We start from the raw sequence: 14,381 nt of genomic DNA, 5'->3' as shown, positions 1-14,381 counted from the left end.
TCACCAAGCGTTGATCATGGGCGTTGATGGGCCGTTGCAGCGCTTTTGGCGGACGTCACGCGCGGGTCGAATCGGGCCCCGGTAGGGTCGAAGAGGTGTGCGGAGTCACCGGGGAGGTACGACTCGACGGGCGGGCGCCCGAGGTAGCGGCGGTCTCAGCGATGGCCGCCGTGCTGACGCCGAGGGGCCCGGATAGTGGCGGCGCCTGGTCACAGGGCCGGGTCGCGCTCGGTCATCGTCGCCTCAAGATCATCGACCTGACCGAGGCCGGCTCGCAGCCGATGGTCGACTCCGAGCTGGGTCTGTCCATCGCCTGGAACGGCTGCATCTACAACTACAAGGAACTGCGCAGCGAACTCAGCGGGTACGGCTACCGCTTCTTCTCGCACAGCGACACCGAAGTTCTGATCAAGGCCTACCACCGGTGGGGCGACGACTTCGTCAGCCACCTGTTCGGCATGTTTGCCTTCGCCATCGTCGAGCGCGACAGCGGGCGGGTGCTGCTCGGGCGCGACCGGCTCGGCATCAAACCCCTCTACCTGACCGAGGACAGCCACCGGGTCCGGTTCGCGTCGACCCTGCCGGCCCTGCTGGCCGGCGGCGGCGTGGACACCCGCATCGACCCCGTCGCCCTGCACCACTACATGAGCTTCCACTCGGTGGTGCCCGCCCCGGCGACCATCCTGCGCGGGGTGCGCAAGGTGCCGCCCGCCTCGCTGGTCGCGATTGAGCCCGACGGCAGGCGCACCGTCACCACGTACTGGGCGCCCGATTTCACCCGGCACGCCGACCGCGCGGACTGGTCGGAGCGCGACTGGGAAGACGCCGTGCTGTCCACGCTGCGCCTGGCGGTGAAGCGCCGCCTGGTCGCCGACGTGCCGGTCGGCTGCCTGCTGTCCGGCGGTGTCGACTCCAGCCTGATCGTGGGCCTGCTCGCCGAAGCCGGCCAGCATGGGCTGTCCACCTTCTCGATCGGCTTCGAGTCGGCCGGCGGCGTCAAGGGCGACGAGTTCCAGTACTCCGACATCGTGGCCCAGCGCTTCGAGACCGACCACCACCAGATCCGCATCGAGACCGACCGGATGCTGCCCGCCCTCGACGGGGCCATCGGCGCGATGAGCGAGCCGATGGTCAGCCACGACTGCGTCGCCTTCTACCTGCTCAGTCAGGAAGTGGCGCGCCACGTGAAGGTCGTGCAGTCCGGCCAGGGCGCCGACGAGGTGTTCGCCGGCTACCACTGGTACCCGCCGATGGGCTCACCGGCCGCCGCGTCGCTGCAGGGTGCGGTCGCCGAGTACCGCGGCGCCTTCTTCGACCGTGATTCGGCCGAGCTGGCGGGCCTGCTGGGACCAGGCATCATGGCGCCAGGCGACCCCAGCGGCCGGTTTGTCACCGAGCACTTCGCTCAGGCCGGCGCCGAGACGGGCGTCGATCGCGCGTTGCGGCTCGACACCACCGTCATGCTGATCGACGACCCGGTCAAGCGGGTCGACAACATGACGATGGCGTGGGGGCTGGAGGGCCGGGTTCCGTTCCTCGACCACGAGTTGGTGGAACTGGCCGCCACCTGCCCGCCGGAGTTGAAGATCGCGCACGAGGGCAAGGGCGTCCTGAAACAGGCTGCGCGGCGGGTCGTTCCGTCAGAGGTCATCGACCGGCCGAAGGGCTATTTCCCGGTTCCGGCGCTGACCCATCTCGAAGGGCCCTACCTCGACATGGTGCGCGACGCCCTCTACGCGCCGGTTGCCAAGGAGCGCGGCCTGTTTCGCGCGGAAGCGGTCGACAGCCTGCTGGAGAATCCCAATGGCAAGCTGACCCCGCTGCGCGGTAACGAGCTCTGGCAGATCGCCCTTCTCGAGCTGTGGTTGCAGCGGCACGGCGTCACGGGGCCGGTTGCATGACCGTGGTCGATCCATCCGGCGACCACACCGAAGCGATCACGCTCGGCCTGCACGACGCCTCGCCGCCGGAGCTGGTCGATGCGATGGCCAAGGATGTCGAGCTCGAATTGGGTTGGGGCCGACTCATTTTCGGCCAGACCTTCGCCGACTCCCAGCACCTGGTCGAGGCGCTGCGGCGCGAAGGGCCCGGGCGGCGCGACATCTGCATCTACGCCCGCGAATCCCACGTCGTGGTCGCCGAGGCGCCGACCGAGCTGTTCATCGATCCCAGCCACACCTACCGGCTGCGCTTCACCGGCAAGAAGAAGACCTCGCCGCCGGCGCCGCTGGGCGTGACGGTGCGCACGCTCAACGATCCGATCGACGCCGACGCCATGAACCGCGTGTACGTGCGCTGCGGAATGGTCCCGGCCGGGGTCGACGTGATCTGGGACAACCATCAGCATGTGCCGGCGGTGAAGTACCTGCTGGCGGTGCGCGACGAGGACGGCGCCGTCGTGGGCACCGTCACCGGGGTTGATCACGAGTTGCTGTTCAACGACCCGGAGGAAGGGTCGAGCCTGTGGACGCTGGCCGTCGATCCGGCCGCGGGGCTCCCGGGCGTCGGCGCGGCCCTCACCCGGGCCCTGGCCGAGCACTTCCGCGACGCGGGCCGCGCCTACATGGATCTGTCGGTGGCGCACGACAACGCCGCCGCCATCGGCCTGTACGAGAAGTTGGGTTTCCGCCGCGTCCCGGTGCTGGCGATCAAGCGCAAGAACGCGATCAACGAGCCGTTGTTCAGCCCGCCGCCGGAGACGGTCGACGACCTCAACCCCTACGCCCGCATCATCGCCGACGAGGCGCTGCGCCGCGGGATCTGGGTCGAGGTGCTCGACGCCGAGACCGGCGAGATGCGGCTCACCCACGGCGGCCGCAGCGTCATCACCCGCGAATCGCTGTCCGAATACACCTCGGCGGTGGCGATGTGCCGCTGCGACGACAAGCGGTTGACCCGGCGCCTGGTCTCCGAGGCCGGGATCACCGTGCCGCGCGCCCGCCTGGCCACCTTCGACGAGAGCGACTTCGCCTTCCTCAAGGAGGTCGGCGAGGTCGTCGTCAAACCGACGCGGGGTGAGCAGGGCAAGGGCATCACGGTCGGGGTCGTCGCCGACAACGGGCCCGACGATCTGTCCGCCGCGCTCGCGCGCGCCCGCAAGCAATACCCGGACGTGCTCATCGAGCAGCGGGTGGCCGGCGACGACCTTCGGCTCGTGGTGATCGACGGCCGCGTCGTCGCCGCCGCGCTGCGCATGCCCCCGGAGATCATCGGCACGGGGGAGCACAGCGTGCGGGACTTGATCGCGGCCGAAAGCCGGCGCCGTTCGGCGGCCACCGGGGGCGAGTCCCGCATCCCGCTCGATGACCTCACGGAATCGACCGTCGCCGAAGCCGGTTGGGAGCTCGACGATGTGCTGCCCCAGGGCACCCGCCTTCGGGTGCGTCGCACCGCGAACCTGCATCAGGGCGGCACCATCCACGACGTCACCGCGCAGGTGAACAGCGAATTGTGCCGGGTCGCGGTGACCGCGGCCGACGCGATCGGCATCCCGGTGACCGGCATCGACCTGCTGGTGCCCGACGTCACCGGCGCCGACTACGCGTTCATCGAAGCCAACGAACGACCGGGGCTGGCCAACCACGAACCTCAGCCCACCGCAGCGGCTTTCATCGATTTCCTCTTCCCCGGCCACCCCGGGCAGCCGCAGGCCTGGACGCCCGAGGAGTCCCGCTCCGATCGTGGCTGACGCCGCGCCTGCGGTGCCGGTCCGATATCCGGTCGGCCCATTGCCACCCGAAAACGCCGACCCGCGAGAGGAGCCACCGACCATGACCGGTGCAAAGACTCGGCCCGACGGCACTGCCGCTGATGTGGAATCGCAGCGCCTGGCCGCGGTCCGCCGCTTCGCGATCCTCGACACTCCACGAGACGGAGTCTTCGATCGTGTCGCGGCGATTGCGGCCCGCATGTTCAACGCACCGTTCGCCTCCGTGACGATCGTGGATGAGGACCGCATCTGGTTCAAGGCCATTGAGGGTTTGCCGGAGGAGACCACGCAGATCGGCCGAGATCCGGGTCTGTGCGCGTCGGCGATCCTGCAGGACGAGCCGTATGTGATTCCGGATACCCTGCGCGACCCCAAGGCTCTCGATAATCCGCTGGTGCGCGGCGAGTTGGGGATCCGATTTTATGCGGCCGCACCGATCATCACCCCGGACGGGCACCGCCTGGGCACGGTCAACGTGCTCGACACCCACCCGGGCCAGGTCACCCCCAAGCAAACTGCTGGCCTCCAACTGCTGGCCGGGGTGGTGATGGAGCAACTCGAGTTGTGGCTGGCAACCCAGCAGACGGTGCGCAATCAGGAAGCCAGCGTTCAAGCCGTTCTGAGTTCTCGAGCCGACACCGACCGGGCCGTCGGCATGATCATGCACGCGCAACACTGCGATTCGGCCACCGCCTGGAACGTCCTACGGGACCTTTCGCAACGTACGAACATCAAAGTTCACACCATCGCCGAGATCATGGGGCGCTACGTTTGTGGCGGCGATGAGATGCCCCTGGACCGCGAGCAGGACCGGCTCATGCTCGGTGACCTGCTGTACCCCGACGACGAAAACGACTGAGACGCCCATGAGTGCGAGCGCGCAAACGAAGTCCATCGCGACGCAGGTGCCCGCCCGGCTGGACCGGCTGCCGTGGTCACGGTTTCATTGGCGCGTCGTGGTCGGCCTGGGCGGGGTGTGGGTGCTCGACGGGCTCGAGGTCACCATGGTCGGCAACGTCTCGGCGCGGCTGATGGAGCACAACAGCGGCATCGCGCTGAACCCCGCGCAGATCGGCATGGCGGCCGCGATCTACATCGCCGGGGCGTGTTCGGGGGCGTTGTTCTTCGGTCACCTCACCGACCGGTTCGGGCGACGAAACCTGTTCATCCTCACCCTCGCGATCTATTTGGTCGCCACCGTGGCGACCGCGTTCGCGTTCGCCCCCTGGTATTTCTTCTTGACCCGCTTCTTCACCGGCTCCGGCATCGGCGGCGAATACGCCGCCATCAACTCGGCCATCGACGAGTTGATCCCGGCGCGGGTGCGCGGCCGTGTCGACCTGGTGATCAACGGAACCTATTGGCTGGGTTCGGCCGCCGGCGCCGGCGGCGCGCTGATCCTGTTGAACACCGCGAACTTTCCGCCCAACCTCGGGTGGCGGCTCGCCTTCGGCATCGGCGCGATCCTCGGCATCTTCGTCCTGCTCGTGCGGCGCAACGTCCCGGAAAGCCCGCGCTGGCTGTTCATTCACGGCCGCGAGGAGGAAGCCGAGCGCATCGTCGGCGAGATCGAAGACGAGGTTCAGCGGGAGACGGGCGAAGCGCTGCCCGAACCGCAGGGCAAGCCGCTGCGGATACGTCAGCGCAAGGCGATTTCGTTCCGGGAGATCGCCGGGGTGGCCTTCAAGCTCTACCCGCGGCGCGCGGTGCTCGGGCTGGCGCTGTTCATCGGGCAGGCGTTCCTCTACAACGGCGTCACGTTCAACCTAGGCACGCTGCTCAGCCAGTTCTACGCCGTGCCGTCGGGCATGGTGCCGGTGTTCTTCGTGTTGTGGGCCCTCAGCAATTTCGCCGGCCCGCTGGTGCTCGGGCACCTGTTCGACACCGTCGGCCGCAAACCGATGATCACGCTGACCTACATCGGTTCCGGTGTCGCGGTGGTGGTGCTGGCGTTGGTGTTCGTCACCCAGGCCGGCGGCGTCTGGGCCTTCATCGGGGTGCTGATCGTTGCGTTCTTCCTGGCCTCGGCGGGTGCCAGCGCGGCGTACCTGACGGTCAGCGAGATCTTCCCGATGGAGACGCGGGCGCTGGCGATCGCGTTCTTCTACGCGATGGGGACGGCGATCGGCGGCATCACCGGCCCGTTGCTGTTCGGTCAGCTCATCAACTCGGGGCATCGCAACGAGGTCGTCTGGTCGTTCTTGATCGGAGCGCTGGTGATGGCGGCGGCCGGGGTGGTCGAACTGTGGCTCGGCGTCGCCGCCGAGCGGCGCCCGCTGGAAGAGCTGGCGTTGCCGTTGACTGTGGAAGACGCCGAAGACGCCGAAAGCCAAGAGGATTCGGCGCTACCGGACTGACGGTCCGGATGGATCAGCCGTACGCGTCCCACCACGTGTGCAGGTCTTCGACGGTGGCCGGGTCGCCGGTCACGTCGCTGAGCATGAGCCTCGCGTCGTTGGACCAGATCACGTTCGGGTGGTTGTTGTAGCTGCCGCACGCGATCAGGCCGGCCATGTCGTTCGGGGTTTCGTCGTAGTGCCAGCCGACCGGTGAGCGTCCCTCGCCCGGGCAGTTCACCAGGCTGACGTTGCCGATGTCGTCGTCGAACGCCTTCTTCAGCCGGTCGGGCGTCCCGAACAGCCCGTAGGTGGCGCGGCTCGGGCCGCCGGGCTGGGTGTTCTGCCCGCAGGTGACCATGGCCACCGCGTGCGTCCAGACGCTGCCCGACTCTGGGGTGGCGGGCGTGCACGTTCCGGGCAGGTAGCCCGGCGGCAGCAGACTGATCAGGCGGGCCTGGTCACCGCTTCCGGCGGCGGTGCTCGGCGGCGCGGTTTTCCCGATGCCGGCCCGGTGCGAGGGCTCGCTGGTCGGCTTCAGCACGAGCCAGACGCCGACGGCGCAGATGGCGGCGGCGACGACGGCCGCGGCGGCCGCTGCGGCCAGGATCGGCCGCCGGGAGCGCGTGCGCGGCGGGCCCGCCGGGCTGATCGCCGGGGCGTCGCCGCGCTGCAGGATCGTCTCGGCGCGCTCTCGTTCGGGACTGCTCAGCGCGGTGTGCGCGGCGGCCGCCAGGGCACCGGCGGAGGGGTAGCGCTCGCTCGGATCCTTGGCCATTCCACCCGCGATCACCGTGTCGAATGCCGGGCTCACGCCGTGCGCGCTGGGTTGGGGGATGGGCGCCGTCAGGTGGGCGTTGACCAGCGCGCCGGTGCTGTCGGCGCCGTAGGGCGGCGTCCCCGTCAGGGCTTCGTACAGCACGCAGGCCAGTGCGTACACGTCGGCGCGGGAGGTCACATCGTTTGATGCAGGGTCGCTTGCAGCGTCGCTCGAAAAGCGTTCGGGCGCCATGTATTTCAAGGTCCCCACCGCGGTGCCCAGCTGGGTGAGTTTCTCGTCGGTCTTGGCGTTGGCGATGCCGAAGTCGACGAGATAGGCGAAGTCATCGCCGGTGATCAGGATGTTCTGCGGTTTGACGTCGCGGTGTGTGACCCCGGCGGTGTGCGCGGCGTCGAGTGCCGACGCGACCTGGTGGATGATGGCCACCGCGCGCGGCGCGGCCAGCGGTCCTTCCCGTTCCAGCAGGCGGTCGAGGTCGACGCCCTCGATGAGGCGCATCTCCAAGTACAGCTGCCCGTCGATCTCGCCGTAGTCGTGAACGGGCACCACGTGCGGTTCCAGCAGCCTGCCGGTGATGCGGGCCTCGCGCTCCAGGCGCTTGCGGAACACCGGATCCTGACTGAACGTGTGCGACATCAGCTTCAGCGCCACGGTCCACTGTTTGACGGTGTGCTCGGCCTCGTAGACCTCGCCCATCCCGCCGCGGCCGAGCAATCGCTTCAGGCGGTAGGGCCCGAACATCGTCCCCGACCGCGAGCCCTGCGCGTCGCCCATCGCTGACTCCAATCAAGACCGGCGGGTGGGCCGTCGATCTCACCGCAGGAAAAGTACAGCATCCGCGTGGGCGGGGGCGTGGGACGCGACTAGCGGACGTCGTCGTCACCGGCGGCGCGGTCGGTGAGCCCTTCGCGAGACAGCGCCCGGACGAATCCGTAGGCCTGCATGCCGGCCGGGCCAGGATTGTCGAAAATCCACGCGTTGATCTTTTCCAGCGCGTTGGCCAGGTCGTCGCGCTTGACCCGGACCAGGTATGTCCTGCGGTCGTCGTCCGGGTCCTCGAGGGACTCGGCGACCGCGACGGGATTCCTGAACGCGTACGCAATCCCGTGCACGGCATCGTGGTTCAGCGCCCATTGAATTTCGCTGGGGCGCAATCGATTCACCGCCAGATTTCGATAGTCATGCTCGTGGTCGGAACTGCTCACCTGGCCGGTGATCCTTTTCTGTGTGCAGCGCGCGGGAGGCGACAAGCCGGGCATTCTCATCATAGGAAGGGAAGCCGCCCGCTGCATGTCGAGCGCTTTTGCGCACCGGTGTCAGCGGCTGTACTTCAGGAACAGGTAGTCCTCGCAGACCAACGCGTGCGCCAGGCGCATCGTGACCGGCGCGGTCAACCGCGCCGGGTGCACGCGGTAACCCACCGGCTGGCTCGCGGCGAGTCGGGGAGCGAGCGTGACGCACAGTTCGGTCACGACGTCGGCCTCCACCAGCTCGTCGAGCAGGGTCGGCCCACCCTCGCACAGGATGCGGTGCATGCCGTGCTCACGCAGCATCGCGACGGCGCGGGCCACGTCCACGGTGTCCTCACCGGCGACCAGCAGGCGCAGGCGGTCGTCATTGTCGAGGCGCGCCGCGGTTCGCGCGCAGGTCACCAGGATCGGTGGTTGTTCCGGATTGCTGAACAGCCGGGCGGGCAGTTCGCCGCTGCGGCTGACGACCGCGATCGGCGGGGGCGCGAACCGGCCCTCGTGGTGCCGCCTGGCCCGCGCGGCGTCGGTGAGCTTCACCGGGCCATAGTTTTCGGCGCGGGCGGTGCCGGCTCCGACCAGGACGACGTCGGCAAGCCCGCGCAGGATTCGTAACAGCCGTTGATCGGTGGGACACGACAGCGGGCCGGCGCGCCCGCCGAACGCGGCGGCTCCGTCGGCGCTGAAGATCATGTTGGCGCGCAGGCCATCCGGGGGATCGGCGTAGAAGGGCGCGAGTTCGACGATGCTGGGGACGATGCTGACCCGGGGAGTCTGGTCCACCCTCACGCCTCGTGGCCGGGTTCGAGTTGGCGGACGTCGCCGAAGGACACCCAGCTTTCCAGCTCCCGTGGCGCGCTGCCGCCGACCGGTGCCAGCAGGTGCCCGACGTGGTCGCCCAGCGGGAAGCGTTCCAGGATCTCACCGACGAACCATGCGGCCGCGTCGTCGAGGATGGGCATCCCGTCGGGGCCCGGATGCCAGGAGCAGCGGTCGAACTTGTCGATCTTGTCGCTGGTCTGGCTGCCGAAGAGCTCGACGACGTCGAGGTGGTCGTGATCGAAGACGTGCACGGCCAGGTGGGTGGCGTCGCGGGCCGTGCGGAACGTGTGGTTTCGCCGCGACAGGCCGACCAGAAATCGGGGCGGATGAATGCTGGCCTGGCTGGCGAACCCCACCAGGCAGCCGGCCGGGGTGCCATTGGCCTGCGTGGTGACGACGAACATCGGATAGTTCAGCACCGCCACCAGCTTGTCGAATGCCTCGGTCTCCGGGTCGGTTTCGGGGTCGGCCATCCGGTCAGTCTTCCCCGTCAGACCCCGGGGGAATCGTGTTCCCGCGATTTGCGCCGCGACGCAACATCATTGGGGAGATGATCCGCCGGATCGCGTAGGCGGCGACACCGATGCCCAACACCGTCACACCGGACAGCACCGACCACCGTGGCGTCGCGAAAGCCAGCACCACGCATCCGAGCAGGCCGACCACCGGGACGGCCCGGGGCGGGCGGCCCTCATCGCGCCCGAGGGTGAGCGCGGAGGCGTTGGCGATGGCGTAGTAGATCAGCACGGCGAACGAGGAGAAGCCGATGGCGTCGCGAAGGTCGGTGGTGGCCGCCAGGACCGCGACGACAACGCCGATCAGCAGTTCCGCGCGGTGGGGCACGCGAAACCGCGGGTGCACGGCGGCCAGCGCGTGGGGGAGATGGCGATCTCGCGCCATGGCCAAGGTGGTGCGCGAGACGCCGAGGATCAGCGCCAGCAGCGAACCCACCGCGGCGACCGCGGCCCCCGCCTGGACGAGGGGAACCAGCCGGGCCGCGCCCGCCGCGCGGGCCGTTTCGACCAGCGGGGCGGCGCTCTGGGCCAGGCGGGTCGGCCCCAGCACGGACAGCGCCGCGACCGCCACCAGGGCGTAGACGGCCAGGGCGATGGTCAGCGCCAGCGGTATCGCTCGCGGAATGGTGCGGGCCGGGTCGCGCACCTCCTCGCCCAGCGTCGCGATGCGCGCATACCCGGCAAAGGCGAAAAACAGCAGCCCTGCGGCTTGCACCACACCGCCGACGGTCGCGCCGGCCAGGCGGAACGGATCGATGTCGGCCCTTCCCGAGCTGAACGCGGCGACGATCACCGCCGCCAGCACGCCCAGCACCAGCGCGACGATGACGCGGGTCAGCCAGGCCGATTTCCGCACTCCGGCGTAGTTCACCGCGGTCAGCGCGACCACCACCGCGACGGCCACCGCATGCGCCTGCGCGGGCCAGACGTAGGCGCCGACGGTGAGGGCCATCGCCGCGCACGAGGCGGTCTTGCCGACGACGAAGCCCCAACCCGCCAGGTATCCCCAGAAATCGCCCAGCCGCTTTCGCCCGTAGACATAGGTGCCGCCCGACGCGGGATAGCGCGCCGCGAGCCGCGCGGAGGAAGTGGCGTTGCAGTAGGCCACCACCGCCGCGAGCGCCAGGCCCAGCAGCAGTCCCGAACCGGCGGCGCGCGCCGCGGGACCCAGCGCGGCGAAAATCCCGGCGCCGATCATCGAGCCCAGCCCGATCACCACCGCGTCGAAGACTCCCAGGCTTCGGCGAAGCTCGTCGCGGCGGCCGGATGGCGCGCTCATCCGAGTGGGTTGTTCTGGCGCACTCCGCGATACATGCCCCAGCGCACGAACCACGGCATCACCACGCGTTCGACCGACCAGGACGGGAAGCGGAAGGCGTGGCCGGTGGGCAGGAAGACCTCCAGCCCGTTGGGCTGGATGCCGACCAACGCACCCCATCGCCGCGTCGGCGCGCGGTAGGTGCGCAGCGGGCGGCCCGCGAACTCCGCGAGGAGGTTTCGCGCCACCAGGGCGTCGCCGCGGTTGCGGGCGGAGCTGCGCAGGGGGTCGGTGGCCGCGACGTCGCCGAGCGCGAAGACGCGCCGCTGTCCGGGCACCCGCAGCTCCGGTGTGACGCGCACGAACCCGAACTCGTCGAGCAACTCCGGTGGCAGCCAATCGGTGTTGGGCCGCGCCCGCCCGATCGCCCACAGCACGGCGTCCGCGTTGGCCGGGGGTTGTCCGGTGCTCCAGCGCACCGGTTCGTCGGTGAGTTCGTCGCCGACGAAGCCTTCGCCGAGCACCGCGCGGTGGCCCGGATGCACGCCGACGCCCAGCTCGCGCAGTCGGGTGCGGATCCGCTGCCACGTCCGCGGGTGATACTCCTGAAGCGCGGACGCGCCGGGGAAGTACAGGTCGATCCGCTTGTCCGGCCAGGTGGTCGCCATGTTGAGGGCGCTGCTGACCGCCGCCGCGCCGCCGCCCACCACGATCACCGACGCGGCGGCGGCGAGCCGGTCGTGCGCCGCGCGCAACTCGGCGCCGATCTCGGCGGCGGTCTGCAGTGTCGGCCGGCGCCAGAACCCATTGCTGACCCCGGTCGAGATGACCAGCGCGTCGTAGGCCTCGGTGATGGTCGCGCCGTCGTCGCCTCGGCCGAACACGGTCTGGGCCTCCAGGTCCACTCCGGTCAGCGTCGCCTGCACCGTGCGGACGCGGTCCAGGCGACGGAACCGGTCGAACGGGATCCAGTAATCGCGGGCCCAGTCGTGCGGGCGGGAGAGCCGGACGCCGAGTTCCTGGCCGCTCACCAGCGCGGGTTTGGCCGAGATCCCGACGACGTCGGCGTGCCGGGACAGCCGGATCGCAGCGAGGACGCCCGCGTCCCCGAGTCCCGCGACGACGACGCGCTTTCGGTTCATGGGGCTATCCTGCCGTGCGTACGGTGCGGACGAACGTCGACGATCCGATTGCGAGGAGGCCACGTCATTGGACGCCCTTCTGCGCGCCCTCGTGCGAGCCTCGGCCCCCCGTCCCGCCGCGGCACAGCGCGCCGCCATGGACTTCGCGAAGGACCTCGTCCCGGCGGTCGTCGCCGAGGTCCGGTGGGCGTTCACCCCGCCGCGCACCTGGCTGATGGGTGTGGTGGCCAACGTGGTCATCGCCGCCGCCTGGCTGGTGGTGCAGCCGCTGACCCCGGTGGGCCGGCACCACGATTGGGTGATCCTGGTTGGCACCTACTTCTCTTCGTGGGTGCTCGCCGACGTCACCACCACCAATTTCCTGGGCGCCGATCATTACCGCATCCTTCGGGGGCTGTCCGCGGGCGTGCCGTTCGGGCGCATCCTGTTGATCAAGAACCTCGCCCTGCTCGCGATCGTCGGGCTGCCGACCATGGCCGCCGCGACGGTGCTGACGTTGTTGCTGGAATCGCCTGCGCGCCTGGCTATTACGGTCCCCACCGTCGCGGTGCCGATCGTGTCGTGGCTGGGCGTGGGGAACCTGATGTCGGTGCTCTACCCGGTCAGTGTCGAGCCGTTGATCCGGCGGTGGCGCCAGCGCGGCGATCTGCGCCGCATGCGCAGCTGGCTTTTGGCGCTGGCGCTGCCGTACGCGTTGTACCACGTCGCCGATCCGATGAACGGTGTGGAGCACCGTGTCTTGTGGCAGCGATTGCCCGCCCTCATCTGGCCGGTGTTCGGCCGGGACACCAAAAGCGTTGTCCACGTCGCCATCGCGGTCAGTGTGTGGATCGCGTGCAGCGTCGCAGCGGTCGGATGGGTGCGCCGGCGCGGGCTGCAGATCAGGTGAGCTGCGGCTTGATCTCTTCGATGACCCACTGCGCGTAGTCGAGGTACTCGTCCACGCCACCGACGGCCGGAACGGGAACCGCGGTCATCGTCACGCCCTGCTCGGCGAGCCAGCCCAGCCGGTCGACGATCTGCGCCGCGCTCATGCCCGGCCGATCGCTGGCGTCGCGCCGGGCGACGTGCCCTTCGCCCACTCGGTTGGTGCCCAACCCGTGCATCACCTCGAAAGGGCGGCCGTCGTAGGAAGGTTGGGCCTTGATGTAGTCCAGCTTTTCGGCGATCTGCTCGGGCTTGGTAAGGAACGGCCACCAACCCGAACCGAAGGCGGCGGCCCTGCGCAACGCGGCGTCGGCGTCGCCGCCGATCCAGATCGGGAGGTGGGGCTTTTGAACGGGTTTCGGCTCGAAGGCGATGTCGGCGAACGACACGTAGCGGCCCTCGAATCGCGGCGCGTCACTGGTCCACAGTTCGACGATGGCCGCCAGGTACTCGTCGGCGATCCGCCCGCGTTCCCCGAACGGCACGCCGACGAGCTCGAACTCCCGCGCCAGCCACCCGACGCCGAACGTGACCATCATCCGGCCGCCACTCATCCAGTCGGCGGTGGCCAACGCTTTGGCCAGCACGATCGGATGTTGCAGCGGCAGGATGGTGATGCAGGAATTGACGACGACCCGTTCGGTGGCGCCGGCGATGAAGGCCTGGGCGACCGTCGAATGCAGGTAGTGCGCCCCGGACAAGTCGACGTGGTCGGTCGGGATGACGAGATGTTCGGGCACCGCGATCATGTCGTAGCCCCACTGGTCGGCGCACCGCATCATGCGCCGCTGTTCTGGGCCGGTGACGGCCGCTTCCCAGGGTTGCGAAATCGCCTTGAGGCGCAGCATGTGCGGAACGGGGAAGGCGAATTTCACGGGCATCCCAGCCAGCGGTCCATGTCCCCCAATCTAGGGTGCGTGTTGTTAACCTGGCCACGTGGACTCCGAAACGGACCCTGCCAGCAAAAAGCCGACGAACGCCGCCTTGGCGGCCACCAGTCGGGCGTTGCTGTGCATGATGTCCTATGAGGAGGAGATCTCCGGCTACGACCTCAAGAAGTGGATCGACTGGAGCGTCGATCTCTACTACTGGAGCCCGTCCTACAGCCAGATCTATACGGAGCTGAAGAAGTTGGAGGGCATGGGGCTGGTCACGTCGCGCGTCGAGCGCGACGAGGGCACCCGCACCCGCCGGCTCTACAAGATCACCGAAGCCGGCATGGCGGCTGCCATCGAGTGGGTCAACGACGCGCCGGTGGACCCGCCGGTGCTCAAACACAGTGTGCTGCTTAGGGTTACGTTCGGTCACCTCACCAATCCGGCTCGGCTCAAGGAACTGCTGCAAGAACATGTGGCGTTCGCCGATGCCCGTCATCGCAAGGCGGTGGAAGACGCCGACGGCGCCGAAGGCGAACCGGCGTGGGCGTATTCGGTGATCGCGTTGCGCTGGGCCGCGAAGTACTACGCCGCCGAGCGTGAGTTCGCCCTGGAGCTCATGAAGGACATCGACGAGGCCGACGCCGTCCTGAAGAAGGCCGAGAAGGGCGGGTTCGGCAAGCCGCGTCCCACGCCGGGGTATTGGCGCGAAATCGAAAAGCAGGTCCAGGCGAAGCGCGACGCCGAGTAGTTGTGGCGGCGGTCGTTT

General features: G+C 69.0%; 13 protein-coding genes. 6 read left to right on the top strand and 7 right to left on the bottom strand.

Features of this window, described 5'->3' with window-relative positions; translation table 11 throughout:
- The first annotated feature begins 95 nt into the window (after positions 1-95).
- The 4 genes from AC0KS4_RS12100 to AC0KS4_RS12085 all read left to right on the top strand — a co-directional run bounded on the left by AC0KS4_RS12100 (position 96) and on the right by AC0KS4_RS12085 (position 6,066).
- The gene (locus AC0KS4_RS12100; RefSeq protein ID WP_225328534.1) at positions 96-1,901 is read left to right on the top strand and encodes an N-acetylglutaminylglutamine amidotransferase; all 1,806 of its coding nucleotides are present in this window, start codon (positions 96-98) and stop codon (positions 1,899-1,901) included.
- Positions 1,898-3,688 (top strand): N-acetylglutaminylglutamine synthetase, encoded by a 1,791-nt coding sequence (gene ngg / locus AC0KS4_RS12095; protein ID WP_225328535.1) that lies wholly within the window; start codon positions 1,898-1,900, stop codon positions 3,686-3,688. Before AC0KS4_RS12100 ends, ngg begins: the two co-directional genes overlap by 4 nt.
- Before the next feature lie 82 nt (positions 3,689-3,770).
- A complete protein-coding gene (locus AC0KS4_RS12090) occupies positions 3,771-4,568 on the top strand; it encodes a GAF domain-containing protein (protein ID WP_225328536.1) in 798 nt (265 codons plus the stop codon).
- Between the two features lie 7 nt (positions 4,569-4,575).
- The gene (locus tag AC0KS4_RS12085; RefSeq protein ID WP_225328537.1) at positions 4,576-6,066 is read left to right on the top strand and encodes an MFS transporter; all 1,491 of its coding nucleotides are present in this window, start codon (positions 4,576-4,578) and stop codon (positions 6,064-6,066) included.
- Positions 6,067-6,079: 13 nt separating this feature from the next.
- Here AC0KS4_RS12085 and AC0KS4_RS12080 read toward each other — a convergent pair whose 3' ends face one another.
- The 6 genes from AC0KS4_RS12080 to AC0KS4_RS12055 all read right to left on the bottom strand — a co-directional run bounded on the left by AC0KS4_RS12080 (position 6,080) and on the right by AC0KS4_RS12055 (position 11,810).
- Positions 6,080-7,600 (bottom strand): serine/threonine-protein kinase, encoded by a 1,521-nt coding sequence (locus AC0KS4_RS12080; protein WP_238955955.1) that lies wholly within the window; start codon positions 7,598-7,600, stop codon positions 6,080-6,082.
- An 89-nt stretch (positions 7,601-7,689) separates the two neighbouring features.
- On the bottom strand, positions 7,690-8,031 hold the full coding sequence (locus tag AC0KS4_RS12075) for a hypothetical protein (RefSeq protein ID WP_225328716.1): 342 nt from the start codon (positions 8,029-8,031) through the stop codon (positions 7,690-7,692).
- A 111-nt stretch (positions 8,032-8,142) separates the two neighbouring features.
- Positions 8,143-8,856, bottom strand: coding sequence for a pyrimidine reductase family protein (locus AC0KS4_RS12070; protein WP_238955954.1), 714 nt, complete (start codon positions 8,854-8,856; stop codon positions 8,143-8,145).
- Between the two features lie 2 nt (positions 8,857-8,858).
- A complete protein-coding gene (locus AC0KS4_RS12065; protein ID WP_238955953.1) occupies positions 8,859-9,368 on the bottom strand; it encodes a flavin reductase family protein in 510 nt (169 codons plus the stop codon).
- 4 nt (positions 9,369-9,372) lie between these two features.
- The gene (locus AC0KS4_RS12060; RefSeq protein WP_238955952.1) at positions 9,373-10,689 is read right to left on the bottom strand and encodes an APC family permease; all 1,317 of its coding nucleotides are present in this window, start codon (positions 10,687-10,689) and stop codon (positions 9,373-9,375) included.
- Positions 10,686-11,810, bottom strand: a complete 1,125-nt coding sequence (locus AC0KS4_RS12055) for an FAD-dependent oxidoreductase (protein WP_238955951.1) — start codon at positions 11,808-11,810, stop codon at positions 10,686-10,688. The genes AC0KS4_RS12060 and AC0KS4_RS12055 overlap by 4 nt, the downstream gene beginning before the upstream one ends.
- 91 nt (positions 11,811-11,901) lie before the next feature.
- Between AC0KS4_RS12055 and AC0KS4_RS12050 the strand changes: the two genes are divergently transcribed.
- Positions 11,902-12,699: a hypothetical protein gene (locus AC0KS4_RS12050; protein WP_238957289.1), complete on the top strand. Its 798-nt coding sequence runs from the start codon at positions 11,902-11,904 to the stop codon at positions 12,697-12,699.
- Here the strand turns inward: AC0KS4_RS12050 and AC0KS4_RS12045 are convergent.
- Positions 12,692-13,612 (bottom strand): TIGR03619 family F420-dependent LLM class oxidoreductase, encoded by a 921-nt coding sequence (locus tag AC0KS4_RS12045; RefSeq protein WP_225328772.1) that lies wholly within the window; start codon positions 13,610-13,612, stop codon positions 12,692-12,694. The two genes, AC0KS4_RS12050 and AC0KS4_RS12045, sit on opposite strands and share 8 nt — an antisense overlap.
- Before the next feature lie 61 nt (positions 13,613-13,673).
- Between AC0KS4_RS12045 and AC0KS4_RS12040 the strand changes: the two genes are divergently transcribed.
- Positions 13,674-14,363, top strand: coding sequence for a PadR family transcriptional regulator (locus AC0KS4_RS12040; RefSeq protein ID WP_225328721.1), 690 nt, complete (start codon positions 13,674-13,676; stop codon positions 14,361-14,363).
- The last annotated feature ends 18 nt before the right edge of the window (positions 14,364-14,381 follow it).

This window comes from Mycobacterium sp. NTMscope_MAC_12 (assembly GCF_976985675.1).
The sequence above is the reverse complement of the archived record's forward strand: the minus strand, read 5'-3'. Positions and strand labels throughout refer to the sequence as shown.